Source organism: Pseudomonas sp. GW823-FHT06E10 (genome assembly GCF_058794995.1).
This window is the reverse complement of sequence record NZ_JBXAHJ010000008.1, coordinates 55,111-80,157: the sequence shown is the minus strand read 5'-3', so window position 1 is coordinate 80,157 and position 25,047 is coordinate 55,111. Positions and strand designations below refer to the sequence as shown.

Genomic DNA, 25,047 nt, shown 5'->3' with positions numbered 1-25,047 from the left:
TCGTCAACGATAACGCGGGAAGCCTGGTGCCCCGAGTTGTTCTCTGGTCCATCGCGAGCAAGCTCGCTCCTACAGTGGATTGGCGTTCGATAATTTAAATTGCACACAATTCAATTGCTCGCTATTTTGTTATCTCTTCCATTCAATCGGAACCTCAAACATGAGCGACAACCTGCTGAGCATTCCTTGCACCACGATCAAGGGTGAGCAAAAGACTCTGGCGGATTTCGCCGGCAAAGCCGTGTTGGTGGTCAACACGGCCAGCAAGTGCGGTTTCACTCCGCAGTACAAAGGCCTGGAAGAGCTGTGGCAGACCTACAAGGACCAGGGCCTGGTGGTGCTCGGCTTTCCCTGCAACCAGTTCGGCAAGCAAGAGCCGGGCAATGAAGGGGCGATCTCCGAGTTCTGCGAGCTGAACTTCGGTGTCAGCTTCCCGCTGTTCAAAAAGATCGACGTCAATGGTGCCGATGCCCATCCGCTGTTCGTGCAATTGAAAAAGCGCGCACCGGGGGTGCTGGGTTCCCAGGGCATCAAGTGGAACTTCACCAAGTTCCTGATCGGCAAGGACGGGCAACTGGTCAAGCGCTTCGCTCCGGCGACCAAGCCGCAGGACCTGACCCGCGAGATCGAAGCCCTGCTCAAATGAACACCTTGTCAGTCGATTCCCTGAAGCTCGACAGCCAGTTGTGCTTCAAGCTGTACGCGGCATCCCGGGCGGTGATTCGCGGCTACAAGCCAATGCTCGATCAGTTGGGCCTGACTTACCCTCAGTACCTGGCGATGCTGGTTTTATGGGAGTGGCAGGAAGCGACCCCGGAGCAACCGACCGTCAAGGCATTGGGCGAGCGTTTGGCTCTGGATTCCGGCACGCTGACACCCTTGCTCAAGCGCCTGGAACAACTGCAACTGGTGCAGCGTCAGCGTTCGGCGCGCGATGAACGTGAAGTGCACCTGAGCCTGTCGCCAGCCGGCACGGCCTTGCGCGAACAGGTTGGGCCACTCAAGGCGCGCCTGTTGTGCGACAGCGGGGTCGATCTGAATCGTCTCAACGAATTGCGCGATGGCCTCGATCACCTGTTGGGGCAGATCAAGGCGCTGTCATAGCGGGGATCCACAGGTCCAGCAGGGCGGCCAGTTCTTCGCGCCGGAAGGGTTTGGCCAGGTAGTCGCTCATGCCCGCGGCACGACAGCGTTCACGCTCCTCCGACATGGCGTTGGCCGTCAGGGCAACGATGGGTAGTTGGGGCCAGCGTCCGCTGCGGCGGATTTGCCGGCTGGCTTCATAGCCGTCCATTACCGGCATGTTGCAGTCCATCAGCACCAGGTCGAAATCCCGTTGCTCGAGTTGATCCAGTGCCTCGCCACCATGAGCGGCGGTGGTGACCTCGCAGCCGAGTTTGCCGAGCATGCCCTTGGCCACCAACTGGTTGACCGGGTTGTCTTCCACTAACAGTACGCGCCCGCGGCGTTGCGGGCATTGTGTGTCGAGTCGAGCCTCGTTGACCGGTTGGGTTTGCGGTTGCAGGATCCTGCGCAACGTTTGAAGTAGCATACTGCGGGCCAAAGGGCGGGCCTGCTGTTGCAAGGGGGCGAGTGCGTTGACCTCTTCGCTGGGCATGAAGTTGCCATACGCGGTGATCAGCAGGATTGGCGCGCTGAGAGTGGGGCGCAAACTGAACAGGCATTCGGGGCAGTCGGTGATGAGCACGTCGGCTGCCAGGCCAAGCAATGGGTCATCCATGGAACGCCGTTCATAGTCCAGCCCCCAGACAGGCAACAGGCTGTTCAACAGTTCCCCCAGTCCGCTGCTGGCGGCTGTGATGGCAATGACTTTGCCCCTGAGTGAAACAGCTGGCATTGCACGGGTATGGCTGGGCAATGGCAACTCCGCGCAGAACTGGCTGCCAAAACCCGCCTCGGAGCTGATGGTCAGGCGCCCCTGCATGGCTTCGCAAAGGTTATAGGTCAGGGCCAGGCCCAGCCCGGTGCCGCCAAATTGACGGGTAATACCGGCACCGGCCTGGGTGAAAGGCTGGAGGATCTTGACCTGGGCCTCCTGAGGGATGCCGATGCCGGTGTCGCAGACTTCGATCCTGACGCCGTCGCCGAACGTCGACAGGCGCACGTCGACCCGCCCGAAACGGGTGAACTTGAGGGCGTTGGACAGCAGGTTACTGACGATCTGCCGCACCCGGGTCGGATCGCCGAGCACCAGTGCCGGGAAATGCGGATCGATCAGGCAGGTCAGTTCGACGCTAGGGGCGGCGTTCTGCGACAACAGGTTGGCGGTGTCTTCGATCAGCGAGCCCAGGTCGAAGGGGATGTGTTCGAGTTCGAGTTGGCCGGCATCGAACTTCGACAAATCGAGAATATCGTTGAGCAATTCCACCAGCACTTTACCCGAGTCATGGGCGATCGACAGTTGCTGCTGTTGTTCGGCATTGAGCGGTCCGTCGAGGGATAGCGCGATCATCCCGAGCAAGCCATTGAGGGGCGTGCGGATTTCATGGCTCATGTTGGCCAGGAACACCGAGCGGGCTTCGGCCATGTCCAGTGCTGTGCTGCGGGCGGCTTCCAGTTCCTCGTTGGATTGGCTCAGCCGGTCGTTGATCGCCTTGAGTTCGGCAGTGCGGGCCGAGACGATGTTTTCCAGTTGGCCCAGGTACTCGGTCAGGCGGTTTTCCGCGTTGCGCCGCTGCTGGATTTCGGTGGCGATGTTCCTGAATTGCTGGTTGGCAACCTTGACCAACACGCCGATCTCATCGTTGGCGTGCCCGGCGGGACACTCCAGCGAGGTCGGCTCGGTGCTGCTCGGGTCGCGACCGCTGAGTTCACGGATGACCCGCACCAGGGGTTTGGTCAGCATCACATAGAACAGCGCCAGCAGGATGCCGGACAGCAGCAGGCTGCGGGCGAAACCATTGAGCAGGGTCACTTCGGCCCGGCGCAGGAACCGGTTGCCGAAGGCGTAAGTATCGACTTTCAGCCGCAGCGTACCCAGGGATTCGTTGGGTAAATTATCCAGGTAAAGCCGGTCTTCGAACTGTCGGCTGGCGCCGAACAGGAAGTCACTGAGCATCCTGTAACCGTTTTCCACACCGGGTCGCTTGACGTTGGCCAGCACGGTGCCGTTGTTGTCGATCAGTTTTGCGCTAATGATCGCTGGCGAGCGCAGCAGGCCCAGGGTCAGTTCCTTGGCGAGTTCGGCGTCGATGTTGTAGGCGATTCGCGAGGCCGGGTTGTGGCTGATTTCCAGCAATGAAAGGATTTCACGATTGATGGAGGCGTCTTCACTGGCATAATCGATGCCTATTTGCAGCAGGCTGAGCAGCGTGCCCAGAATGAAACCGACCAGCACGGTAAGCCGGGCTTGCTTGAATGACAGCCGGTTGGTGAATTTGATGTCCATGGGGGGGTGAACCACTTCCGTTTCCTTTCGCTGCTCAAGCATAGTCGATCATGCCTGCCTGCTGATGTTCTCGCGAGGGCTGTACCGCGGGGGTAGCCGCTTGTGTGACGCTGTGTTTCGTCGCTGTATCACCATCATTACCGTGAACGTGCCCGAGGAGAAGTCGTGGATTCCCGATTGAATGCTTTTCTTGAACGCGCCGATGCCGTTCTGGCCCGTATCGAGCCGTTGCTGCCGGCGCCACGGCCAGCCATCGACTGGACGCAATGCCTGGCCGCGCGCTGGCAGCGTGAGTCGCGCGGCGGTTATCTGATGCCGCTGGAGGTCAGCCTCGACATGCGTTTGTCGGACCTGATCGGCGTCGATCGGCAAGTCGAGCAGCTTGGGCGCAATACCCGGCAATTCCTTGACGGCATGCCGGCCAACCATGCCTTGCTCTGGGGCTCGCGCGGCACCGGCAAGTCGTCGCTGGTGCGCGCCTTGTTGGCCGAACACGCTCACGCCGGTTTGCGCTTGATCGAGATTGAGCGTGATCACCTGGCAGACCTGCCGCGGGTGGTCGAACAGATCGGCAAACTGCCCCAGCGTTTCGTGCTGTTTTGCGATGATCTCTCGTTCGAGTCGGGCGAGGGGGATTACCGAGTGCTCAAGAGCGTCCTTGATGGCTCCCTGGAACAGGCGCCGGACAACGTTTTGTTGTACGCCACGTCCAACCGTCGCCACCTGGTGCCGGAAAAGGAAAGTGACAACGAAAACTGGAAACGGGTCGACGGCGAACTGCATCCGAGTGAGGCGGTGGAAGACAAGATCGCACTGTCGGACCGCTTCGGCCTGTGGCTGTCGTTCTATCCGTTTACCCAGGAACACTTCCTCGACGTCGTCGAGCACTGGATCGGCCAGTTGGCGGGCAAGGCCGGACTGGCGTGGCAGCGCACCGAAGAGCTGGACATTCTGGCGGTACGCTGGGCCACCGGCCGAGGCAACCGCAATGGGCGTTGCGCCTATCAATTTGCCCGTTACTGGGTCGGGCTGAAACTGTTGGAGCACAAGGCATGATCGATTTACAAAAGAGCGGCCAGGGCCTCGAAGGCTACGGCATGCTACACGCGCAGCTGGAATCATTGCTGGCGGACGAGCGGGATTTCATCGCCAATGCCGCACAGTTCTCGGCGTTTCTGTTCAATCAACTCGATGATTTGAACTGGGCCGGTTTCTACCTCAACCGTAATGAAGAACTGGTGCTGGGCCCGTTTCAGGGGCAGATCGCTTGCGTGCGGATTCCGTTCGGTCGTGGCGTTTGCGGGGCGGCGGCAGCCACCCTGCAGACCCAACGAGTCGAAGATGTGCACGCGTTTCCCGGTCACATTGCTTGCGACAGTGCCTCGAACAGCGAACTGGTGGTGCCGTTGGTCAAGGACGGCCGATTGATCGGTGTGCTCGACCTCGACAGTCCGAAACTCGCGCGCTTCACCGCGCAGGACCAGGCTGGAATCGAACAGCTGGCGGCGATTTTCCTGCGCCTGACCGACTGCTGATCAAGACGCCAGGCCGGCCTTGGTCAGCAGACCCGACGCGTCCACCGCATCGATCTGCTCGGGGTCGAGGAAGCGCCTGGCGTACTGCAAATAGATCTGTGCCTTGATGAACAGCCCGAACAGCTCCGGGTCGATGTGGGCATCACGGCACATGAACGCCATGATGCCCAGCGCCTCGCTCAAGGTCTTGGCTTTTTTGTAGGGGCGGTCGGCGGCCGTCAACGCTTCGAAAATATCGGCAATCGCCATCATCCGCGCCGGCAGGCTCATTTCTTTTCGCTTCAAGCGTTTCGGATACCCGGTGCCGTCCATTTTTTCGTGGTGCCCGCCGGCTATTTCCGCGACGCTGCGCAAGTGCTCGGGGAACGGCAGATGGTTGAGCATCAGTATCGTCTGAACGATGTGGTTATTGATGACATACCGCTCCTCGCTCGTCAGGGTGCCCCGGACAATGCTCAGGTTGTACAACTCGCCCCGGTTGTATTTGTGGGGCGGAACGTCGAGCTTGAAGCCCAGGGGATTGTCTTGCGGTATCACTTCGTTTTCGCTGCGTTCGAACAGGTGCTCGGGTTTGTCCGCCAGTAACGGTTCGCTGGCGGGCAGGTTGGGGGCGGGCGTTCGGGCCTGACGCCGGTTTTCTTCCCAGGACACGCCCAGCCGGTCATCCAGGGTCCGGGTCCAGGTTCGTTCAGCCAGGCGGCGCAGGCGTTGCAGGTCAGCGTCGGCCATGGCTTCGCCGCCGAGGTTGCAGCGGGCAACGAAGGCGAAATCGTCATCGAGCCCGGCCAGGCTGGCATTGCGCAGTTCCGCCAACGGTTGCTCGTCACCGCCCAGGGCAATGCCCCGCCAGTAGCTGATCCAGGCATCGCACTTGAGTACCTCGAAGCGGGTACGGATTTCGTGGATACGATCGGTCAGGGTTTCCAGCTTCGTGGCTTTGTCGACGACATATTCCGGGGTGGTGACCTTGCCGCAATCGTGCAGCCAGGCGGCGATGTGCAGTGCCTCCCATTCATCTTCGGTCGGCTGATAGGCGCTGAAGGCGGGTTCCTGGCTCGCTGCCGCCGCTTGGGCGAGCATCAGGGTCAGTTCCGGCACGCGCTGGCAATGGCCGCCGGTGTAGGGGCTTTTGGCGTCGATGGCGCCGGCCAGCAGTTGAATGAAGGCGTCCAGCAGCTGTTTTTGCCGGGCTTGCAGGCGCTGGCTTTCGATGCACACGGCAGCCGCGCCGGACACCGCCTGGAGAAACGCAATGCGGTCCGGCCGCAGCTTGTCCAGATCGCTCTGCTCGCCGCTGTCGGCCAAGAGCAACACCAGCAGACCCACGGTTTCGTTGTGGCGATTGTGCAGGCGGATCCCGATCAGATGGACCCGAGGGCTTTCCAGCGCGAGCAGGATTTTCTGCAGATCACCCGCCTGCTCGAACCCCAGGTTGCTGACGACATTGTCGACGTTGGCCAACTGGTGCAGCCATGGGGGGCTTTGCGGGTTCTCGAGCGAGTGTCCGCGGATGTCGAAGTCTTGCAGGTTTTCGGCGGTGTTATTGATGACCAGCCCGTGGGGTTTCATGTGCTCGCCATCACCTTCGCGCAGATAGATCAGGCCGGCCTGGGCCTGGCCGATTTTCACGGTTTCAAACAACACCCGTTCCAGCAGCGGGGCGAAACGGGTTTCGGCGCTGAGGCTGTCAGTGATCTGGAAGAAGCTCGCCAGGGTGTCTTTCATTCGTGCCATCGACACACTCAACTGGTCGACTTCGAGCACCGGCGAGCGACGGGAAAGCGGAAAATTGAAATCGAAACTGCGAATCGCATCGGCCTCCTGCACCAGGGCGCGCAAGGGTTTGACCAGGATTCTTGATGTCAGCCAACCCAACGGCACGCATAACAGCAAGGTTGCCAGGGTAATCAGCGCACCCTGCCAGCGCATCCGGTAAGCGTCGACGAGCAACTCGTCTTCCGGTACCAGCAGCGCCATTTGCAGGCCTTGGGGGCCGCCTTCCTGCATGCGGCTGCGGGCCACGATCCACTGCCGGCCGTTGGCGTTCAGGCGACTGCCCTGAGGGGGACTATTGAGCAACGCGTCCAGGCCGGGGCTCAGGTCCGCCGCCTTGACCAGGCGGGACGTCTGATCATCGATGATCAGCTTGCGGCTGTCGGGGTAGGCAATGGCATTGCCTTCGGCATCGAACAGCACGATTTCGGTACTGGGGGTCACGACGTGCTTGGCCAGGGTCGCGCTGAGTTCGGCCAGAGTCAGGTCGGCGGCCAGGATTGCCTTGTCGCCGCTGCGTCGGGCCAGCGTCGTGCCGATGTTGTGGGTGGAAAAGAAGATATAGGGTTCGGTCGTGATCTGGTCGTTGTCGCCGCGGGCGCTGGTAAACCAGGCGCGGTTGCGTGGGTCGTACGTGTCGTTCAGGTTGTCCTGACGGCTGACAAGTGCCAGGCTCCGGTCGAAAAACAACGACTGGGAGTGGGGCTGGCCGTTGCTGTCGTGCTCGATGCTCCAGACTTGGAAAACCGCCGTGTCCGGAGCCTTGACCAGGGCTTTGACCTCCGGGGTGCGCAGCGGGCGGACCATGAAAAAGTCACCATTGTCGTAGCCCAGGTACAGTGAAGCCAGGTTGGGGTTGTCCTCGAGTGACTGGCTGAACGGTTCGAGCAGTGCCAGGCGCTGTTCCAGATCAGGGGACTGGCCCGCCGGATTGAGTGCCAGCAGGCTCAACAGATGACGAATGGGGTCATAGGTCGCGTGCAGGTCCAGGCGGACATCCTGCTCAATGCGGTTGAAGAGTTTTTCGCTGCTGGACAAGATGATCTGTGTGGTTTGCCGGTAGTTGAAAAGCCCCAGCACCGCCCCGGTCAGCAACAGCAAAAAGGTGAACATCACGCTGATATGGACATGCAGCGGAAACCGGCGTGGATCCGTGCGCAGTGGGTCAGGCATTGCGGGTTTCTCCATGATGGTCAACACACCGCTGAGGGACCAAGCATAGTTAAGGCTCTGGCAGTTTGCCTTCGTCGTAATGCTCGATCTGACGTAGCAACGCGTCCTCCAGTTCGAGCATGGTGCACTCCATGGATTTGCAGCATCCGGCCACTTTTTCGCGATCGGAATCCTCATGACAGGCGGCTTCGAGTGCCTCGCAGCGGTCGATCAGTCGGGAGGCTTGTACTATCCGGGCTGCGCCTTTGATTTTGTGGGCAATGTCCTGCAGCGCTTGCGTATCCCCAGAGCTGGATAGCGACAGCAGCGTTGGCAGATCCTGGCGGTTGCTGTTCACCAACTCGTTCAGCAATCGTCGGTTCAATTTCGGGTTGCCCCCGGTCAGCAGTTTCAACCCGTGAAGGCTGAACGCCGGGGCTACATGGGTTGGTTCAATGCCTTGCACCCATTGACTCAAGGCTCCGAGGCTGAGGGGTTTGAACAGGCAGTCGTCCATTCCAGCCTGTTTGCAGCGTTGTATTTCTTCCGGTTGGGCGTTGGCGGTAAAGCCGAGAACGGTGCAGGGAGGACGATGGAGTTGTCGCTCATGTTGGCGAATGGCACGGGCAAGCTCATAACCGTTCATGACCGGCATGTTGCAATCGGCGATCACCAGATCAAAAGGCTGGTCCTTCCATGCCTCCAATCCCTCCTGTCCATCGGCTGCGACGGTAAATCGATGCCCAAGAAACTCCAGTTGCTGGCACGTGAGCAATCGATTGGCCGAGTGATCGTCGACTACCAGAACATTCAATGGGGTTGTAGCAACGACGACTTGGGTTTCGACCGCACGGGCCGACTGTTGCAGCGGCAACGTTTCCAGCTGCAGCAACACCTCCACTTGGGTACCGATGCCCGGCTCGCTGCGCAATTGCAGACTGCCGCCCATCATCTCACAGAGATTGCGGCTGATCACCAGCCCCAACCCTGCGCCTCCCCTGGCCGATTGCATGGCGTGGTCGGCCTGAGCGAAGGGTTCGAACAGGCGTTGTTGATCCTGTTCGCTGATCCCGATACCACTGTCGTGAACCTGCACCCGCATCTGCACATGCTCAGGTTGCGTTGCCGGGTGCAGGTCGACAATGACCCGGACCTGGCCTTGCTCGGTAAACTTGATGGCATTGCTGATCAGGTTGGACAGCACCTGTTTGAAGCGCAATGGGTCCAGCAACACATCGAAGGTCGGGTTCGCCGATGAAAACTCCAGCATCAGCTCGAGTTCCTTCTGTCGGGCCAGACCTTCGAAAATCCGCACGACCGAGGTCACAAGTTCACCCGGATCAACCCGCTCCGGAGTCAGGCTCAAGCGTCCTGATTCGATTCTGGCGATGTCGAGAATGTCGCCGATCAATTCCAGCAACCCATTCGCCGAGTTGTACGCGACATCGATGGCCGGACGCTCCGGGTGCTGATGATCAAGACGCTTGAGTGTCAGTTCAAGCATGCCGATGATTGCATTCATCGGCGTGCGGATCTCATGGCTCATCGTGGCCAGAAACGTGCTTTTGGCCCGGTTGGCGTTATCGGCGCGTTCTTTCGCGCAACGCAGATCGTCGAGCAGTTGCCGCCGTTCGCTGATGTCGATCCAGCCACCGATAATGCCTTGCACTTTTGCGCTGGAATCCCGATAGGGAAGAATCCAGTGATAGATCGTCAGCCGCCGGCCACCAATGTGCAGCTCGCGATCGACGATCAACGGTCTGCCCTCGGCCACTACGCGCTGGTAGTCGGCCTGGTACTCCCGGGCTTCGAACACATTGCTCATCGATCCCTGCATGACGCTTTTGCCAATGACATCTTCACGCCGGGCGCAGAACGCTTGCAGGTAACTGTCGTTGCAACTTTGCAGCAGCCCCTGGCGATCACGTACGTAGATCGGATGGGGCGTGCCATTGACCAGCGATCGCATGAACTCGAACTGGTCGTTCAGTGCACGCTCGGCGGCCTTGCGCTGCTTGATCTGGCGTCGCATGTAGTCGTTCCACGCAATGGAAATCAGCAATAGCACACCGGCACCGATGACGATTTGATAGAACAGTCTTTGATAGTTGCGCCAGGTGCTTTGCGAGGACGCCGAATAGCCGCGCCAGCGACTGTTGATGATGCCCAGTTCTTCCGGCGAGATGCTCAGCAATGCCTTGTCGAGAATGGCGTTCAGCTCTTTGGCGCCCCGAGCGGTGGCAAGGGAAAACGCTGCCTGCTCGGTGCCGATGGTGGTGCTGATTTGCAATGTGTGCTCGAACAGCCGCGAGGAAATAAAGTAATTGGCAATGACCAGTGAGTTCACCGCGCCCTCTGCCTGGCCTTCGGCGAGCAACTCCACGGCGCTGAAGGTGTCCGGGGTTTCGATCAAATTGATTCGGGGAAACTCTCTGCGCAGGTAATCGATGATTGGATTGCCGCGGGCAATGGCCAGGCGCTTATCCTGTAGCTGCGCGAGGTTGGTCGAGCTGTCGGCGGCCTTGCGGGTCAGCAGGACGTAGGAATTTTCCAGAAAGGGGCGGGTAAAGTTCAGCAGGGTTTGACGTTCGGCACTGGGGAGCAACGCGGCGATCACATCTACCTTGTTGTCCTTGATCTGTTTGATCATCTCGTCATCGCTTCGACTGCTCCGGATATCGAAGCGCAAGCCGGTACGCAGCCTGATAAGCTCAAGCAAATCTGCGGTGACCCCGCGAAAATTGCCATTGCTATCGAAAAATGTCAGTGGCGCAAAGGCTTCGTTGACGACAACGCGCACAACCGGGTGGTGGCTCAGCCAGCGTTCTTCGCGGTCAGTGAGTTGCAGTTTTTGATCGGTCAGCAGAATGTCGCTACCGGCGCTCCAGCGTTTGGCGATGTTTTCTCGTTCACTGGAGGGGATGGCCGTGATCATGGCGTTGATGATGCCGAGCAGCTCAGGGTTGTTCCGGTTGACGGCGAAGCTGAAGCCAAAGGCTTCATGTTTGCCGAAGTTGGCCATGCGGATGTTGTTCAGATACCCCTTGTTGATCATGTAGTGAGTTGAAATGGTGTCACCGAGAAACACGTCCGCCTGATCGAAAGCAACGGCATTGATCGCATTCTGGTAGGACGGATAAGACGTGATGATCGCCTTCGGATACAACGCCTTGACTTCCGCCAGCGGCAAGTAGTGATACACCATGCTCAGGCGCAATCCGGCCAGGCCATCGGTGAGGGATCGTGTTTCCCCTTCGCGGGTGACCAATACGGGTTGGTCGACGGCATAGGGTATGGACAGTGCAATGTCGGCGTTGCCAGCTTCGAATCCATTGGCGGTGCCGAGCAGATCGACTTCGCCATTTTCCAGCGCAGTGATCGCGGCCCCTCGGGAATCGAAACGCTGAACCGTGACAGGCAGACCGGTTACTTTTTCCAGGAGGCCGGCGTAATCGGCGGTAAAACCTTCATAGTCCTGACCACTGGTGGTCAGGTCGAATGGAGGATAGTCCGGGGCCGACGTACCGAGCGTCAGTTGGTTTTTTTGTTTTATCCATTGTCGCTGGGATTCATCCAGCCGAACCTCCAGCGCTCCGACCTTCGAGCGGCTGAGCAGCGTGTAGTTTTCATTGCCCGGTGCCCCGAACAACGAGGTGCTCACGCATAGACCTGCGGTCAATTGAATCAGATAGACCTTCAAACGTCTGGGCATCCAGGTTCTCACACGAGTGCGTTACGTTTTGCCATCTCGATCAGTTCAACCAGGGATTTGGCTTTGAGTTTCTGCATGAGGCGCTTTTTGTAGGTGCTCACGGTCTTGTTGCTCAGAAACATGCCCTTGGCTATTTCCTTGTTTGTGCGGCCTTGGGCAAAAAGTTGCAAGACCATCAGTTCCCGGTCGTTTACGGATTTGAACAGTTCCAGTTCCATGCAGCGTGTTTCATCTCCGCGGATGGGGTTCAAAGCCTCGCTCGGAAAATAGTTGTAACCTGCAAATACCGCTTTTATGGCGCTGACCAGTTCACTGATGTCCTCTTGTTTGCAGACATAGCCCGATGCACCCGATTGCATGCAGCGAATACCGAAAAGTGTCGGACACTGTGCTGTCAGTACAAGGGTTTTAAGAGGGGTGCTCATTGCATTGAATCGGGATAGCACTTCCAGGCCATCCAGTTTTGGAATGCTGATGTCGAGAATGACCAGGTCGGGCATGCATTCGCGAACCATCTGCATGGCATCGACCCCATTGTCAGTTTCGCCGACGACTTTGTAACCTTCATGTTCCAGTAACATTCGAACGGCAAGGCGGATAACCGGGTGATCGTCGACAATAAAAACGGAGTTCATAATCAAGTCCCATGCGAGCTCAAATAAAGCGCGCACCATAGCTCAGATACTTGGAGGGACGCATGAACTGACCAGTCTGTAGCAGCAATATAGGAAAAATCCTACAGATGAAAAAGAATGGGACTACGTATTAACTAGGTTTCTTATTAGGAAGGCTGAAAGAAGTCCAACATGCGGGTGTGCTTTAAATGGAAGTTGTTTGTAAGCTTTTCAATGTATGTTTGTCAGTTTTTATATGTTTTTTTCTATAGTGGTGCTGAGGTCAACAAGTCTCTAAATTCAGATTGTTTCAGTGGTTTTATCAAATAACCCAATAATGGCAGCCCCTGTTCAGAGGCCGTTTTTTCAAGCTCATCCAGTTCAGATGTCGTCAGGCTACTGAGAATGATCGCCTGCCTGATCAACCCTCGCTGGCTGGCGAACCGGACCAGATCGAGTCCCGTCAGGTCGGGCAGGCATTGATCGCATAAAAGGATGTCGAACGGTTGGTCGGCCCCGAGCAGTTGCAGCAGGGCGCCTTTGGCGCTGTCGGTTGTCGTCAGCCGGGTGAAGCCATAACTTTCCAGCAGGCATTGAGTGGCTATCAGTTGGAAGGGATGGTCTTCCACCACGAGGATGCGTAGATCGTCTTCGGCCATGGCGCGCACTTCATCTGTCGAACGGAAGGGAGGGCGATTGTTTCGCGAGAGTACCGGGCAAGCGATCAGTTTGCTCGACATGTGCTGTAGGGCAATTCGACGAAACTTGAGTGCAGTTGGATGCTGAAGGGGGTATCAGCCATAACGAATGCCGTAATGGCTGATCAATCGATACACCTCAGTGCCTGGCGCGGCCGGTCATTTCCAAGGCCATGTCACTGGCATAGCTGTCGGTCATGCCGGCGATGAAATCAATCATGCGCAAAAACGAAGTGTGCAACGGGCCGTGAGGATCGGGTGCATTGTTGCCCAGCAGGTCAAGGATGCGGCGGCTCTTGAACGACGGTGTACGCCCATTGTGCTGTTCCAGCGCGGCACCGCAAAAGGCGTTGAGCAGGATTTCCAGCGTGGTGTAGGCGCCGATCTCATGCAGGGTCTTGCGCTTGTCCTGGAAGATTTTCTTGCGGGCCATGTCCTTGGCATTGAGCACGCAACGCTTGGCGGGACCGTGCATGTGTTCCACCAGATCGCCGGACAGTGTACCGGCCAGCAGCGCATCCTGTTGCTCGACGAAGGCGCGGGCCGCAGCATTGGTCAAGTGCTCGATGGCTTTACCGCGCAGGATAGCCAGTTTGCGTCGGCGCGAATCGTCCGGACCGAGCTGGCGATAGGTCTCCGGCAAGTCATCGCCCACCAGGCCCAACAGCAGGGATTCGACTTCGGCGTATTCCAGCAACTCCATTTCCAGGCCGTCTTCCAGGTCGATCAGCGCATAGCAGATGTCGTCGGCGGCCTCCATCAGGTACACCAGCGGGTGCCGCGCCCAGCGTTGCTCCTCCAGTTGTGGCAGGCCGAGTTTTTGGGCGATCTGCTCCAGCAGTGGCAGCTCGCTCTGATAACAGCCGAACTTGTGTTTCTTGTAGCCCAGCGAGTCGGCGTGCCTGGCCGTCCATGGATACTTCAAGTACGTGCCCAGCGTTGCATAGGTCAGGCGGGTGCCGCCGTCGAACTGGTGATACTCAAGTTGGGTGAGTACCCGAAAGCCTTGGGCATTGCCTTCGAAATTCAGGAAGTCATTGCGCTCGGCTTCACTCATTGCATCCAGCCAGCCACGGCCGGCGGCTTGCTGGAACCAATGGCGGATCGCGTCTTCACCGGAATGGCCGAACGGCGGGTTGCCGATGTCGTGTGCCAGGCAGGCCGATTGCACCACCATCCCCAGGTCGCTGGGTTCGCACCATTCGGGCAGGGTCCTGCGGATGGTTTCGCCGACGCGCATGCCCAGTGAGCGCCCCACACAACTGACTTCCAGCGAGTGGGTCAGGCGCGTATGAATGTGATCGTTGCTGGACACCGGATGGACCTGGGTCTTGCGCCCGAGACGGCGGAAAGCTCCCGAGAAAATGATGCGGTCGTGGTCTTTGTGAAAAGGGCTGCGGCCGAGTTCTTCCGGGCTGTGCAAAGGTTTTCCGAGGCGTTCGCGGGTAAGCAGGGTATGCCAATCCAAGGCGGGTCACTCCGTCAGGTGTCTGATGGCCTAGCTTCCCGTTTCGCGCCATGACCTGCAAGCGGAACTACAACCCGGCGGCGTTGATATCGAGGCCTCCTTGCAAGATCATTTTCTGGAGGGTGCCTGTTGACCGGGTAGGCGCACAGGATTGCACCCCTCGATAGAGGAGCGCATCCCGTCGACTTTGCAAGCATGCAGCCAGAAAGAAACTGATCAGTCTTTGCGCGAAGAGCCTTGCATGATCAGTTTGATCAGCGGCCCCAGTGTGGTGCCGAGGCGGATCAGCCGGGTCAGACTGCTGAGGCCACCCCCGTTTTTCGCACCCTTGCCGGTCAGAAAGCCCAGCAAGGTGACGGCGGCCACGCCCCAGAGTGGAGCGTGCTTGATGCCGAAGCCGTCCTGCAGGTGTTGCGTCATCCCGCGCACCCGTTGCAAGGGCTGCAGCAGTTGCGAGGATTCGTGGCGGATTTCCTGGCGGTGCATTTCCATGCGCAGGCGGATCAGGGCCTTGCGCATTTCCGTGCGTGAGCTGTTTTGTGGCAATTCAGGCAGGTTCATGGCAGCAGGCGCTCCCGATCGTTGGCCAGCTCTTCCAGGGTGCCATGGAAGGGCGAGGACTCATCGAAAATCGCCGCTCTCAAGCGCATTCCACAGAATATGGCGGCGAGGGAGTAGAACACACAGAGCCCGATGATGGCGGTCAGGCGATACGTGTCCCAGAACACGATAAGCACCAGCGTCGACAGCCCCACCAACAGCAGCAACGCAAACACCAGCGCCAGGCCCGCAAACAGCAAGAGGCTGACGGTGCGGGCTTTTTGTTCCTGCAGTTCGATGCCGAACAGCTCGACATGGCTGTGCAGCAACCCAAGGAAGGCAGCACCCAGGCGCCGCGATGAGGAGCTGGTTCCCGTCACGGACGGGCCGGATTCGCCGATCGACATATCAGCGCCGGCTGGCCAGCAGGCCGATCAGGAAACCCACGCCGGCCGCGATCCCGACAGATTGCCAAGGGTTGGCCTGGACATAGTCTTCCGTGGCGGTGACAGCAGCCTTGCCGCGTTCGCGCAGGGAGTCTTCGGTCAGCTTCAGGGTTTCACGGGCACGCAAGAGACTTTCGTGGATCTGCTCGCGCAACTCGTCGGCCTGATCGCCGGCCAGGGTCGCGGTGTGCTCCAGCAAGCGTTCGGTGTCACTGACCAGTGTCTGAAAGTCGTTCATCAGGATTTCTTGAGCAGTCTTTGCCTGGGGGCGGGCCATGGTGGATCTCCTTAAGTGGCTTTCTGATGCGTTCGAGTATGAGCCTTCGGCGAAGGTTCAGTACAAATGACTGGTACAACTTTTGCTGAGTCGTGGTGCGCCGGTCCGCACCATTGCGCTATTGCCGGGCATGATTTCAGTAAAACCGTAGGACCAACAATCAAAAACTCGCGTAAACGTCCGGGGGCGCGTTTTTCCTGGACGGCGTCCGTGCGCCAAAGTGGTTCAACGAGATCAGTGCGCTGATGTCTTGAAGCTGCAACTTGGTGCATGGCCAGTCATCGCGAACTGCTTTGGTGCTTTTTTCTGCCATAAGGTCTGCCCATCCCATGGAAAACCTGCAAAGCGCTGTGGACACCCTGGTCCATAGCTCCAACACGCTGTTCATTCTGATCGGTGCGGTCATGGTTCTGGCCATGCACGCCGGTTTCGCCTTTCTCGAAGTAGGAACCGTGCGACAGAAAAACCAGGTCAATGCGTTGTCGAAAATCCTCAGCGACTTCGCCGTTTCGACACTGGCTTACTTCTTTATAGGCTATTGGATTTCCTATGGCGTGACGTTCATGCAACCAGCGGCGGTGCTCAATGCCGACCATGGTTATGGCCTGGTGAAGTTTTTCTTCCTGCTGACCTTTGCCGCGGCGATCCCGGCGATCATTTCCGGAGGCATCGCCGAGCGCGCCCGGTTTGTTCCCCAGTTGTGTGCAACCGCATTGATCGTCGCGTTCATCTATCCGTTCTTCGAAGGCATTGTCTGGAACGGCAACCTGGGTCTGCAAGCCTGGTTGCTGGAGCGCTTTGGCGCCGGTTTCCATGACTTCGCAGGATCGGTGGTGGTGCATGCCATGGGCGGTTGGCTGGCACTGGCGGCGGTGTTGTTGCTCGGACCGCGTAATGGCCGCTATCGCGACGGTCGGCTGGTCGCGTTCGCGCCATCGAGCATCCCGTTTCTGGCCCTGGGCTCGTGGATCCTGATTGTTGGCTGGTTCGGCTTCAACGTCATGAGCGCGCAAACCCTGCAAGGTGCCAGCGGACTGGTGGCGGTGAATTCGTTGATGGCCATGGTTGGCGGTACGGTGGCGGCGCTGATTGTCGGGCGCAATGACCCCGGCTTTCTGCACAACGGCCCGTTGGCGGGGCTCGTGGCAATCTGTGCCGGTTCCGACCTGATGCATCCTGTGGGGGCGCTGGTCACCGGTGCCGTCGCGGGGGCGCTGTTTGTCTGGTGCTTTACCGCGGCCCAAGGCAAATGGCACATCGACGATGTGTTGGGTGTGTGGCCGTTGCATGGTTTGTGCGGCGTGTGGGGCGGCATCGCCTGCGGCATTTTCGGCCAGACCGCTTTGGGCGGGTTGGGCGGGGTCAGCCTGATCAGCCAGTTGATCGGCACTGCGCTGGGCATCACTGTGGCACTGGCCGGCGGGTTTGCAGTGTATGGCGTGATCAAGGCGCTGCATGGATTGCGCCTGAGTCAGGAAGAAGAGTATTACGGCGCGGACCTGTCGATCCACAAGATCGGCGCCGTGAGCCAGGACTGACTCAGGTCTTTTCATGGTCGGCGGCATCATGGCAGGGGCCGCAATGGCTCGACGGTTTTTCGGGGCAGGCCTAGAATGATCACTTCATTTTCTGGTTGAGCGCTCATGCTTCCCGAATGTCAGCTGTTCGGCACCCTTGGATGCCATCTCTGTGAAGTAGCCGAAGCCATGTTGATGGAATTCGTCGAGCGCGGCCTGCTGGTGGAGCTGGTGGATATCGCTGACGATGAAACATGGTTCGCAGCCTACAGCCTGCGAATTCCGGTGTTGCGGCGAGTCGATACCGGTGCTGAACTGGGCTGGCCTTTCAGTGCCGATCAGGTGGTGGCGTTCCTGGGTTGAGCGGTTTTTGCGTTGGTGGCGTGTCCCGCCTGTCGAACTTTACGATTGATCCCCTTGGCTTATTCGGTGTTGATCGGATACTGTATGCGTATACAGTTATTCGAAGTGCCTGTCTTGCCGTTCCTGATTTTCGGGAGTGAGCAGGCAAGCCCGGGCGTGAGAGGGATGAATCGTGGTCAATGTCGAACAGTTGAAGAATAGCGTGAACCGGATGTCCGCGGACGTCGTGCGCGAGGCTGTCCTTGAGTTGCGCCTGGATGGTCTGGTGACCGAGGGGAAAACGCCATTCAACAAAACGCATTTCAATACCTGTTTCGCAGAAATCGAAGCCTTGTTTCAACGCGCGGGTTATCACCGGCAACTCGATGTCGTGGGTTATCAGGGATTGTTGTACGCCCTGTATGATCCCGCCCGCTGGGAGGCGGTCGATGTACTGCGCTGGCTCAAGGAGTACACCGAAGCGGCGGCGCGCGCGCGGATCCCGGCTTGAGGAATCTTCGGGGGCGTTCTCAATTAGTTTTCACGCCGCGCCGGGAAAACTAATTGAGAACGGCCCCCTAGGTTCATTCCCCTTGCTGTTGGATAATGCCGCTCTGCACTGAGGTTAGAGCTTTCGTATGTCCACTTCTTCTTTTTCCGCGGCACACAGTCAGGCCAGTACGCTCTACTTGCCACCTGGCCCGTGGCAGACCGTTGTCGATTGCCTGTGCGAGCATTTCAGCGCCATCGGTCGTGAACAATGGCTGGACAGAATTGCCCGTGGCCGGGTCCTCGATGGGCAGGGCATGCCGATTGCCCTCGACCTGGCCTACAGGGAAGGTTTGCGGATTCATTATTTTCGCGAAGTGCCGGATGAAAAACCGATCCCGGTGATTGAGTCGATTCTGTACGCGGATGAGCATCTGGTGGTCGCCGACAAGCCGCATTTCCTACCGGTGACCCCGGCTGGCGAATACGTCGAACAAACGCTGCTCCGGCGCTTGATCCGTCGCCTGGACAATCCGCACCTGGTGCCATTGCATCGCATCGACCGGCACACCGCGGGGCTGGTGCTGTTTTCCGCCAATCCGCAGACCCGTTCGGCTTATCAGTCGTTGTTTCCAACCCGGCAGATCGAAAAGCGCTACGAGGCCATTGCAAAGGCGCTGCCCGGCCTGGCTTTTCCATTGGTGCATAAAAGCCGACTGGTCGATGGCGAACCGTTCTTCCGCATGCAGGAAGGCCCGGGGGCCAGCAATACCGAGACGGCGGTCGAAGTCAGGGAGAAACTGGGGGAGCTCTGGCGTTATGGTCTTTACCCGGTGACGGGCAAGAAACATCAGCTACGGGTACATATGGCGGCGTTGGGAGCCGCTATCTGCAACGACCCGTTTTACCCCGAGGTGCTCAAGGATGCGCAGGATGACTACGCCAATCCTTTGAAGTTGCTGGCTCAGGGGCTGAAGTTTATCGATCCGGTCACGGGCCAGGCGCGTGAGTTCGAGAGTGAAATCACCCTGCAATGGTGATCGGGACACAATCCTGAAGCGCTGTTCTCCAGGCATGAAAAAGCCCGCATCAAGCGGGCTTTTCTGTATCCGGCGGCGTCGGGATTACAGCTCCTTGACGGTCCGAACCTGATCTTTGTTGATGCGGGTCTGCTTGCCGTCGAGCTGTTCGAATTCGTAGAAACCGGAATCCTTGTCGAATTGCGGCGTGTCGACGGCCTGGATTTCGCGACCGTCATTCAAGGTGATCACTGTAGGCGATGCACAACCGGCGAGGGTGGCAAGGCCCAGTGCGAGCATGAAAGTGGCGAGGGTCCGTTGAGTCATGAGTTGTGTCTCCGAATAAGAATTCTGTGGTTGCTGAACTTGAGACGTGCAGCGTCCGCGCAAGTTCCTGATCGATATCAGTCTGACACAGTGTCATGACCGCTTAAAAGTTCCGGCGTGTTGAGATTTGCCAGCCGAGGGTCGTTGTCGGGGCATTGCAGCGCGGTCGCGCCGAGATTGCGCATCAACCGGCCAGGGCTGCGCTCACCCTCGTTCCAGGCATTTTCGAATGCTGCCCTGTGTAGCACGGGAATCACACACAACAACGGCTCCCAGTGGTGATCATGCCGCACCATCAGCGGCTTGTCCGGATGCAGGTTGGCGGCCTCGCGCATATTGCCGATCAGCGCCGCATCAATGCCCGGAACGTCACAGGGCATGACCAGCAGATGGGTATGGCGAGCAGCTTTCAGGCCTGCGCGAATACCGGCCAGCGGCCCGGGGAAGTCACCTTCATCATCGTGGACCAACTGGTCGGCGTAGGGGGCGTACTTCTCAGGGTTACGATTGCAGGAGATGATCAGGTCATCGGTCAGCGGGCGGGTCTTGCGATGCAGATGCACAATCAGCGGTTCGCCGTGCCAGTCCAGCAACCCTTTATCCCGCCCACCCATACGTTGGCCGCGGCCGCCCGCCAGGAGCAGAATGGAGCAGGGTGGCAATTGTGAATCCGTGGTCATGGCAAGCCTCCATGGGGGCGGCGAAAAAACGGAGCGCTGTGATATAACACCGGGCTGTTTCTCCTACAACTGGACGAGCCTATGAAAGCCAAGGCTGATGTACCTTTCGCACCGCTGAATATTGCAGTGCTGACTGTCAGCGATACCCGCACACTGGAAACCGACACCTCAGGCCAGGCCTTTGTCGACGGCTTGACCGCTGCCGGTCATTACCTGGCGGCCCGGGTGTTGCTCAAAGATGACCTGTACAAAATTCGCGCGCAAGTCGCCAACTGGATTGCCGACGATGTCGTGCAGGTGGTGCTGATCACCGGCGGCACCGGTTTTACCGGGCGTGATAGCACGCCGGAAGCCGTTGCGTGCCTGCTGGACAAACAGGTCGATGGATTTGGTGAGCTGTTCCGCCAGATTTCGGTTGCCGATATCGGTACCTCGACCGTTCAGTCCCGGGCGTTGGCCGGTCTGGCCAACGGCACGCTGGTTTGCTGCTTGCCGGGCTCGACCAATGCCGTGCGCACCGCTTGGGACGGCATTTTGGCCGAGCAGCTGGATGCGCGGCATCGGCCGTGCAATTTCGTGCCTCATTTGAAACAGGCCGCGCCTTGTGAATCCCGTGGGTAAGCCTGGCAAGTCTGGCAGCCTGATGCCTGTCGAGCAGGCGTTGGCGCGCTTGCTGGAAATGGCCGAGGCCTCAAGGATTGTCGAGCGTGAACGCTTGCCGTTGGCGCAGGTACAGGGGCGTGTACTGGCGCAAGATCTGGTATCGACGCTTGATCTGCCGCCCTGGCCCAACAGTGCCATGGATGGTTATGCCTTGCGCATGGTCGACTGGACGGGAGAGCCGTTGCCGGTCAGTCAGAAGGTGTTTGCCGGCCAGGCCCCCGATCCGTTGCAGCCAGGAACCTGTGCGCGCATTTTCACCGGGGCACCAGTTCCCGCCGGTGCCGATTGCGTCGAGATGCAGGAGAACGCCGAGGTTCAGGCCGATGAGCGAGTACGTTTCACTCAAGCCTTGACCCAAGGCCAGAACATCCGTCCGCAAGGCCAGGAAACCACTGTCGGCGAGCTGATTCTGCCAGCAGGTACGCAGATGGGGCCGATCGAGCAAGGATTGGCTGCCTCCCTGGGATGCGCTGAGCTGGAGGTGGTTCGAAAGGTGCGCGTGGCGGTGCTGTCTACCGGCGACGAGTTGATTGAGCCGGGGCAGACGCTGGGACCAGGACAGATCTACAACAGCAACCGGGTGTTGTTGTGCAGCTGGTTGCAGCGTTTGGGGTGTGAGGTCGTCGACGCGGGAATTCTGCCGGACAATCTGGAAACCACTCGCACCCGATTAGGTGAGTTGAAAGATGTCGACCTGATCCTCTCGACCGGTGGCGTATCGGTGGGGGAAGCCGATTTTCTGGGCATCGCCTTGCGCGAGGAGGGCGAACTGACGCTTTGGAAACTCGCCATCAAGCCCGGTAAACCGCTGACGTTCGGGCATTTTCGCGGTGTGCCGGTGATTGGCTTGCCGGGCAATCCCGCATCGACCCTCGTGACCTTTGCCTTGTTGACCAGGCCCTATCTCTTGCGCCGTCAGGGGGTAATGGACGTTGAGCCGCTGAAGGTGCAGGTGCCGGCAGGGTTTGACTGGCTCCAGCCAGGCAATCGGCGTGAGTATTTGCGCGGACGGCTGGAAAGCGGCAGGGCGACGATCTACAAAAACCAGAGTTCCGGTGTTCTGCGCAGCGCTGCCTGGGCTGATGGACTGGTAGAGGTCCTGGAAGGTCGCACGCTGGTTCAGGGCGATAGCGTTTTCTTCATTCCGCTGAGTGAAGTCCTGAGCTGATAGCTTCAGCGGCGTTGTCACACAAGACCCGGTTGATTGAGTCGGGTCTTGTGTGGGAGCCACTCAATGGGCCAGAAGCAATGAAATGACCTGCTCGAAACGGCTATTGGCGATCCAGCCAAGGAGACAGAGGATCACGGCTGTTCCGCAGGCGGAATAGACAAGCCGGTGCCTGATGGATTTGACGTCATCCCGGGCTTCTTCAATGTCCCGGCGTATGCACTTGAGGTGTGTTTCCAGCTCGGTGACGCGAGGTTCCATATCAATTTCTCCCGTGGCTTTTGTGCTGTTACGGCATTCAGCTCGATGGCCTGTATTTTTGTTATCTGCGAGCGGCAAGACCAGGATGGCCGGTGATGCGAGGTTTTGGTGTTGCATGGCACGTCCTTGTGATGTCCAGCTGGATCCTCAAAGTCTACCAATTCAGATTTTCGGTCAATTGAGCCGATTCCTAACGTTTTGTAAGAAAAGTCCTGCCGTGTGGGGGCCAAGGCTTTCCGACTGGAAATAATTCGATTTCTGGCGACTTTTACCGGAGCCTTCGCGGTCAACATCTCCCAGATGCCATTCAAACCGGGAGTGAGTAATGAGCGATCGCAAGGCGCTATTGATTCTGCATGGCAAGCAAGTGCTCAACGAGGCGGTTCGCACCGCCGTCGAAAGCCAGCGTGAGCGAGGTCGGGAGCTGGCTGTTCGATTGACCTGGGAAGCCGGCGATGCGCAAAGGCTGGTGGGCGAAGCGTTGGCGGCCGGGTATCGATACATCATTGCCGGCGGTGGCGATGGCACCTTGCGCGATATTGCCGAGGCTATGGCGCAGCATTCGATAAAAGCCAGCCTGGTATTGATGCCGCTAGGTACCGCCAATGATTTTGCGCGTGCGGCGGGTGTGTCCCTGGAACCCGATCAGGCGCTGGAGTTGCTTGATAGCGTGCCGACTGCCATTGATCTGGGGGAGGTTGATGGGCAGATATTCCTGAACATGGCCACCGGTGGGTTCGGCAGTCATGTCACAGCGAACACCCCAGAGGATCTGAAGAAAATCCTCGGCGGTGCGGCGTATCTGTTCACCGGCTTGTCACGCTTCAATGAGCTGCATACCGCGTACGGTGAGTTGCAGGGGCCGGACTTTCACTGGCGCGGCGATCTGCTGGCACTGGGCATCGGCAATGGTCGGCAGGCCGGAGGCGGGCGGGAATTGTGCCCGCAGGCACTGGTTGATGACGGTTTGCTGGATATCAGCATCCTGCCGGCACCGCAGGAAGTGGTCAGTACTTTGAAAAACCTGCTGACCGAAGGCTTTGGCATCGACAGCATGTTTGTTCGGGCGCGCCTGCCCTGGGTCGAGATCAAGGTTTCGGAAGGGCTGTACATCAACCTTGATGGTGAACCGCTGGAAGGGGACAGCCTGCGTTTCTCGGTTCGCCCGGCGGCTTTACTCGTGCATCTACCTGAGAATTCGCCGTTGTTACGCGACAGTGAAGTGCCTAGTCATCGAGGCTGATGATTTGTTCACGTACGGCAAACAGCACCAGGCCGGCCACATCGTAGATCTGCAAGCGCTTCATGATCTGCGAGCGGTGGGTTTCGACGGTCTTGACGCTCAACCCCAGGCCGTTGGCGATCTCTCGGGTGGATTTTCCGCGAACGATCAACCGCAGGATTTCCAGCTGACGTGCCGTCAGGTTGTGCGAGTCGGCAGGTTCGGGTCGGTGCTTCTGGTTTCGGGTCAGTGCCTGAGTGATCACCGTGTGGGCAATGGCCGGGCTCAGATAGCGCTCGTTGTTGCGCAAGGCTTCCAGCGCGTGCTCGAGTTCGGTAGCCGTGGTGTCCTTGAGCAGGTAGCCATGGGCTCCGGACTCCAGCGCCTGCATGATCAGGGCAGGGTCGGTGTGCATCGAGAGGATCAGGACCTTGCTCTGCGGGCGCACCCGCTTGAGTTGCTGCAAGGCTTCGAGGCCGCCGGTCTGGCGCATCGAAATATCCAGCAGGATAATATCCGGGGACAGACGCCCAACCATTTCGAGCAGCTGCGAGCCGTCACTGGCCTCACCGATGACGGCATAGCCGGGCAGATCCATTACCAGGGCGCGCACGCCAGCCCTGATCAGCGAGTGGTCATCCACCAGTAGTAAGTTACAAGTCAATGCATAACCTTATTCGAACTGGCCCGTTCGAGCGCACGGGGCGCCCAGGGAAAAAGAGCTTCGATTTGAGTGCCTTTGCCCGGCTCGCTGGTAACGGTCAGTGTGCCGCCCAGTTGATCGATCCGTTCCGACATCCCGGCCATACCGCGCTGCCCTTCACGACCAGGGTCTGTTGCGGGCGCGAAACCCTGACCATCATCGCTGATCTGCAACTTCAGGCCTTGGGGCAGGCGCTGCAGGCATACCAGCAGGTTCTTGGCCTGGGCATGTCGCAGGATGTTGGTGACCGCTTCCTGGGTAATACGGAAAGCCGCCACGGCCATTTCCTCCGGTATGCCGGTCAGGCGCTGCTGGCATTCCAGGCTCCAGTGCACCGGGGTGTTGGCCAGGGTCTTGAGCAGGTGTGCCCGCAGACTGGCTTCCAGCCCAAGGCTGGTCAACTGCCGGGGATTAAGAATGGCGGATACGTCACGAACTTTGGCCAGGGTTTCTTCCAGCGTGTCGCAGAGGACCGCGCATTGTCCCTGGAGCTCTTCGGGCATCCGGCGTTTGAGCCAGTCGCTTTGCAGTTTGGCAGCGGTCAGCAATTGACCGATGTCGTCATGCAGTTCGCGGCTCAGCCGGTGACGCTCGTTTTCCTGGACCTGCAACAGCCGGTCCGCCAGTTCCTGAGGCTGGAATTTGATCGATTTGCGCGAGAGGCAGTACTGCACGGCAACACTGGTCAGCGCCGCAACGTTGAGCACCAGCAATGACAGGGGCAACGGAATGGACAAGCCATGGACCAGCAAGCTGCCGAGGGTCGAGCAGGCACATAGCAACAGCGTGAATAGGCGTGCATTTGCTCGGGAGGGTGGCCACGTGGCGATTGACTTGAGGCTGGCGTGCATAGCGGATGGAGCCAATGGATGTTCGCTGCGGGCTGACCGGTCATGCTGGCTGACAGGCCCCTGTTTTTTTATGTGGAGCGCCGACGAGTTCAGCTGCGAACTGCAGCGACCTGTATTCGGCTGCGATCACACTGCCATTAATTGGCGTCAACTAACAGGCGGCATAGTAGCACCTAAGATA

At 58.8% G+C, this 25,047-nt stretch carries 25 protein-coding genes; 11 read left to right on the top strand and 14 right to left on the bottom strand.

The window, feature by feature from the left end:
* The first annotated feature begins 160 nt into the window (after positions 1 to 160).
* Positions 161 to 646 (top strand): glutathione peroxidase, encoded by a 486-nt coding sequence (locus AC1Q6Y_RS14940; RefSeq protein WP_056727098.1) that lies wholly within the window; start codon positions 161 to 163, stop codon positions 644 to 646.
* Entirely contained in the window at positions 643 to 1,104 is a 462-nt protein-coding gene (locus tag AC1Q6Y_RS14935; RefSeq protein ID WP_057713825.1) for a MarR family winged helix-turn-helix transcriptional regulator, read from the top strand. The genes AC1Q6Y_RS14940 and AC1Q6Y_RS14935 overlap by 4 nt, the downstream gene beginning before the upstream one ends.
* Here the strand turns inward: AC1Q6Y_RS14935 and AC1Q6Y_RS14930 are convergent.
* Complete coding sequence (locus tag AC1Q6Y_RS14930; RefSeq protein WP_349734923.1) at positions 1,088 to 3,451, bottom strand: hybrid sensor histidine kinase/response regulator; 2,364 nt, start codon at positions 3,449 to 3,451, stop codon at positions 1,088 to 1,090. The two genes, AC1Q6Y_RS14935 and AC1Q6Y_RS14930, sit on opposite strands and share 17 nt — an antisense overlap.
* Before the next feature lie 123 nt (positions 3,452 to 3,574).
* Between AC1Q6Y_RS14930 and AC1Q6Y_RS14925 the strand changes: the two genes are divergently transcribed.
* Positions 3,575 to 4,465, top strand: coding sequence for an ATP-binding protein (locus AC1Q6Y_RS14925; RefSeq protein WP_057713827.1), 891 nt, complete (start codon positions 3,575 to 3,577; stop codon positions 4,463 to 4,465).
* The gene (locus tag AC1Q6Y_RS14920; RefSeq protein WP_057713828.1) at positions 4,462 to 4,944 is read left to right on the top strand and encodes a GAF domain-containing protein; all 483 of its coding nucleotides are present in this window, start codon (positions 4,462 to 4,464) and stop codon (positions 4,942 to 4,944) included. The genes AC1Q6Y_RS14925 and AC1Q6Y_RS14920 overlap by 4 nt, the downstream gene beginning before the upstream one ends.
* On the opposite strand, the gene AC1Q6Y_RS14915 is transcribed toward AC1Q6Y_RS14920, so the two are convergent.
* From AC1Q6Y_RS14915 to AC1Q6Y_RS14880, 8 genes are all read right to left on the bottom strand, one after another.
* Positions 4,945 to 7,890 (bottom strand): HD domain-containing phosphohydrolase, encoded by a 2,946-nt coding sequence (locus AC1Q6Y_RS14915; RefSeq protein ID WP_492624745.1) that lies wholly within the window; start codon positions 7,888 to 7,890, stop codon positions 4,945 to 4,947.
* 49 nt (positions 7,891 to 7,939) lie between these two features.
* Positions 7,940 to 11,581: a transporter substrate-binding domain-containing protein gene (locus AC1Q6Y_RS14910; protein ID WP_492624744.1), complete on the bottom strand. Its 3,642-nt coding sequence runs from the start codon at positions 11,579 to 11,581 to the stop codon at positions 7,940 to 7,942.
* An 8-nt stretch (positions 11,582 to 11,589) separates the two neighbouring features.
* A complete protein-coding gene (locus tag AC1Q6Y_RS14905) occupies positions 11,590 to 12,216 on the bottom strand; it encodes a response regulator transcription factor (RefSeq protein ID WP_057713831.1) in 627 nt (208 codons plus the stop codon).
* 245 nt (positions 12,217 to 12,461) lie between these two features.
* Entirely contained in the window at positions 12,462 to 12,854 is a 393-nt protein-coding gene (locus AC1Q6Y_RS14900; protein WP_057713832.1) for a response regulator, read from the bottom strand.
* Between the two features lie 178 nt (positions 12,855 to 13,032).
* A complete protein-coding gene (locus AC1Q6Y_RS14895) occupies positions 13,033 to 14,361 on the bottom strand; it encodes a deoxyguanosinetriphosphate triphosphohydrolase (protein ID WP_492624743.1) in 1,329 nt (442 codons plus the stop codon).
* 216 nt (positions 14,362 to 14,577) lie between these two features.
* Positions 14,578 to 14,922, bottom strand: coding sequence for a hypothetical protein (locus AC1Q6Y_RS14890; RefSeq protein ID WP_492624742.1), 345 nt, complete (start codon positions 14,920 to 14,922; stop codon positions 14,578 to 14,580).
* Positions 14,919 to 15,308, bottom strand: a complete 390-nt coding sequence (locus AC1Q6Y_RS14885; RefSeq protein WP_057713835.1) for a phage holin family protein — start codon at positions 15,306 to 15,308, stop codon at positions 14,919 to 14,921. The genes AC1Q6Y_RS14890 and AC1Q6Y_RS14885 overlap by 4 nt, the downstream gene beginning before the upstream one ends.
* 1 nt (position 15,309) lies before the next feature.
* The gene (locus AC1Q6Y_RS14880; RefSeq protein ID WP_057713836.1) at positions 15,310 to 15,624 is read right to left on the bottom strand and encodes an ElaB/YgaM/YqjD family protein; all 315 of its coding nucleotides are present in this window, start codon (positions 15,622 to 15,624) and stop codon (positions 15,310 to 15,312) included.
* A gap of 329 nt (positions 15,625 to 15,953) precedes the next feature.
* Here AC1Q6Y_RS14880 and AC1Q6Y_RS14875 point away from each other — a divergent pair, with 329 nt between their 5' ends.
* The 4 genes from AC1Q6Y_RS14875 (at position 15,954) to AC1Q6Y_RS14860 (ending at position 19,012) form a co-directional block, all read left to right on the top strand.
* Positions 15,954 to 17,162 (top strand): ammonium transporter, encoded by a 1,209-nt coding sequence (locus AC1Q6Y_RS14875; RefSeq protein WP_150812302.1) that lies wholly within the window; start codon positions 15,954 to 15,956, stop codon positions 17,160 to 17,162.
* A 105-nt stretch (positions 17,163 to 17,267) separates the two neighbouring features.
* Positions 17,268 to 17,504 carry a glutaredoxin family protein gene (locus tag AC1Q6Y_RS14870; protein ID WP_057713838.1) on the top strand — a complete coding sequence of 79 codons (237 nt, stop codon included), beginning with the start codon at positions 17,268 to 17,270 and terminating at the stop codon, positions 17,502 to 17,504.
* A gap of 172 nt (positions 17,505 to 17,676) precedes the next feature.
* A complete protein-coding gene (locus AC1Q6Y_RS14865) occupies positions 17,677 to 17,994 on the top strand; it encodes a transcriptional regulator (RefSeq protein ID WP_090457046.1) in 318 nt (105 codons plus the stop codon).
* A 127-nt stretch (positions 17,995 to 18,121) separates the two neighbouring features.
* Positions 18,122 to 19,012 carry a pseudouridine synthase gene (locus tag AC1Q6Y_RS14860; protein ID WP_407514918.1) on the top strand — a complete coding sequence of 297 codons (891 nt, stop codon included), beginning with the start codon at positions 18,122 to 18,124 and terminating at the stop codon, positions 19,010 to 19,012.
* An 84-nt stretch (positions 19,013 to 19,096) separates the two neighbouring features.
* On the opposite strand, the gene AC1Q6Y_RS14855 is transcribed toward AC1Q6Y_RS14860, so the two are convergent.
* Both AC1Q6Y_RS14855 and mobA read right to left on the bottom strand, forming a co-directional pair.
* Entirely contained in the window at positions 19,097 to 19,318 is a 222-nt protein-coding gene (locus AC1Q6Y_RS14855) for a YgdI/YgdR family lipoprotein (protein WP_007994800.1), read from the bottom strand.
* 77 nt (positions 19,319 to 19,395) lie between these two features.
* A complete protein-coding gene (gene mobA / locus AC1Q6Y_RS14850) occupies positions 19,396 to 19,998 on the bottom strand; it encodes a molybdenum cofactor guanylyltransferase MobA (RefSeq protein WP_492624741.1) in 603 nt (200 codons plus the stop codon).
* Between the two features lie 81 nt (positions 19,999 to 20,079).
* Here mobA and moaB point away from each other — a divergent pair, with 81 nt between their 5' ends.
* Together moaB and AC1Q6Y_RS14840 are read left to right on the top strand one after the other, a co-directional pair.
* The gene (moaB, locus tag AC1Q6Y_RS14845; protein WP_057713842.1) at positions 20,080 to 20,619 is read left to right on the top strand and encodes a molybdenum cofactor biosynthesis protein B; all 540 of its coding nucleotides are present in this window, start codon (positions 20,080 to 20,082) and stop codon (positions 20,617 to 20,619) included.
* Positions 20,603 to 21,829, top strand: coding sequence for a molybdopterin molybdotransferase MoeA (locus tag AC1Q6Y_RS14840; protein ID WP_090457036.1), 1,227 nt, complete (start codon positions 20,603 to 20,605; stop codon positions 21,827 to 21,829). Before moaB ends, AC1Q6Y_RS14840 begins: the two co-directional genes overlap by 17 nt.
* 63 nt (positions 21,830 to 21,892) lie before the next feature.
* On the opposite strand, the gene AC1Q6Y_RS14835 is transcribed toward AC1Q6Y_RS14840, so the two are convergent.
* Positions 21,893 to 22,207, bottom strand: coding sequence for a hypothetical protein (locus AC1Q6Y_RS14835; protein ID WP_224795438.1), 315 nt, complete (start codon positions 22,205 to 22,207; stop codon positions 21,893 to 21,895).
* A gap of 208 nt (positions 22,208 to 22,415) precedes the next feature.
* Between AC1Q6Y_RS14835 and yegS the strand changes: the two genes are divergently transcribed.
* Positions 22,416 to 23,333: a lipid kinase YegS gene (gene yegS / locus AC1Q6Y_RS14830; protein ID WP_492624740.1), complete on the top strand. Its 918-nt coding sequence runs from the start codon at positions 22,416 to 22,418 to the stop codon at positions 23,331 to 23,333.
* Here the strand turns inward: yegS and AC1Q6Y_RS14825 are convergent.
* On the bottom strand, positions 23,317 to 23,976 hold the full coding sequence (locus tag AC1Q6Y_RS14825) for a response regulator transcription factor (protein WP_057713845.1): 660 nt from the start codon (positions 23,974 to 23,976) through the stop codon (positions 23,317 to 23,319). The genes yegS and AC1Q6Y_RS14825 overlap by 17 nt on opposite strands.
* Positions 23,973 to 24,866: a sensor histidine kinase gene (locus AC1Q6Y_RS14820; RefSeq protein ID WP_057713846.1), complete on the bottom strand. Its 894-nt coding sequence runs from the start codon at positions 24,864 to 24,866 to the stop codon at positions 23,973 to 23,975. Before AC1Q6Y_RS14820 ends, AC1Q6Y_RS14825 begins: the two co-directional genes overlap by 4 nt.
* Positions 24,867 to 25,047: the final 181 nt, after the last annotated feature.

What these genes read in the sequence shown, in the direction of transcription:
- AC1Q6Y_RS14870 (WP_057713838.1), top strand. Translation starts at nt 17,268, where the DNA reads ATGCTTCCCGAATGTCAGCTGTTCGGCACCCTTGGATGCCATCTCTGT.
- AC1Q6Y_RS14875 (WP_150812302.1), top strand. Translation starts at nt 15,954, where the DNA reads ATGGAAAACCTGCAAAGCGCTGTGGACACCCTGGTCCATAGCTCCAAC.
- AC1Q6Y_RS14860 (WP_407514918.1), top strand. Translation starts at nt 18,122, where the DNA reads ATGTCCACTTCTTCTTTTTCCGCGGCACACAGTCAGGCCAGTACGCTC.
- AC1Q6Y_RS14880 (WP_057713836.1), bottom strand. Translation starts at nt 15,624, where the DNA reads ATGGCCCGCCCCCAGGCAAAGACTGCTCAAGAAATCCTGATGAACGAC.
- moaB (WP_057713842.1), top strand. Translation starts at nt 20,080, where the DNA reads ATGAAAGCCAAGGCTGATGTACCTTTCGCACCGCTGAATATTGCAGTG.
- AC1Q6Y_RS14820 (WP_057713846.1), bottom strand. Translation starts at nt 24,866, where the DNA reads ATGCACGCCAGCCTCAAGTCAATCGCCACGTGGCCACCCTCCCGAGCA.
- mobA (WP_492624741.1), bottom strand. Translation starts at nt 19,998, where the DNA reads ATGACCACGGATTCACAATTGCCACCCTGCTCCATTCTGCTCCTGGCG.
- yegS (WP_492624740.1), top strand. Translation starts at nt 22,416, where the DNA reads ATGAGCGATCGCAAGGCGCTATTGATTCTGCATGGCAAGCAAGTGCTC.
- AC1Q6Y_RS14920 (WP_057713828.1), top strand. Translation starts at nt 4,462, where the DNA reads ATGATCGATTTACAAAAGAGCGGCCAGGGCCTCGAAGGCTACGGCATG.
- AC1Q6Y_RS14905 (WP_057713831.1), bottom strand. Translation starts at nt 12,216, where the DNA reads ATGAACTCCGTTTTTATTGTCGACGATCACCCGGTTATCCGCCTTGCC.
- AC1Q6Y_RS14890 (WP_492624742.1), bottom strand. Translation starts at nt 14,922, where the DNA reads ATGAACCTGCCTGAATTGCCACAAAACAGCTCACGCACGGAAATGCGC.
- AC1Q6Y_RS14885 (WP_057713835.1), bottom strand. Translation starts at nt 15,308, where the DNA reads ATGTCGATCGGCGAATCCGGCCCGTCCGTGACGGGAACCAGCTCCTCA.
- AC1Q6Y_RS14915 (WP_492624745.1), bottom strand. Translation starts at nt 7,890, where the DNA reads ATGCCTGACCCACTGCGCACGGATCCACGCCGGTTTCCGCTGCATGTC.
- AC1Q6Y_RS14940 (WP_056727098.1), top strand. Translation starts at nt 161, where the DNA reads ATGAGCGACAACCTGCTGAGCATTCCTTGCACCACGATCAAGGGTGAG.
- AC1Q6Y_RS14930 (WP_349734923.1), bottom strand. Translation starts at nt 3,451, where the DNA reads ATGCTTGAGCAGCGAAAGGAAACGGAAGTGGTTCACCCCCCCATGGAC.
- AC1Q6Y_RS14835 (WP_224795438.1), bottom strand. Translation starts at nt 22,207, where the DNA reads ATGCAACACCAAAACCTCGCATCACCGGCCATCCTGGTCTTGCCGCTC.
- AC1Q6Y_RS14910 (WP_492624744.1), bottom strand. Translation starts at nt 11,581, where the DNA reads ATGCCCAGACGTTTGAAGGTCTATCTGATTCAATTGACCGCAGGTCTA.
- AC1Q6Y_RS14855 (WP_007994800.1), bottom strand. Translation starts at nt 19,318, where the DNA reads ATGACTCAACGGACCCTCGCCACTTTCATGCTCGCACTGGGCCTTGCC.
- AC1Q6Y_RS14900 (WP_057713832.1), bottom strand. Translation starts at nt 12,854, where the DNA reads ATGGCCGAAGACGATCTACGCATCCTCGTGGTGGAAGACCATCCCTTC.
- AC1Q6Y_RS14935 (WP_057713825.1), top strand. Translation starts at nt 643, where the DNA reads ATGAACACCTTGTCAGTCGATTCCCTGAAGCTCGACAGCCAGTTGTGC.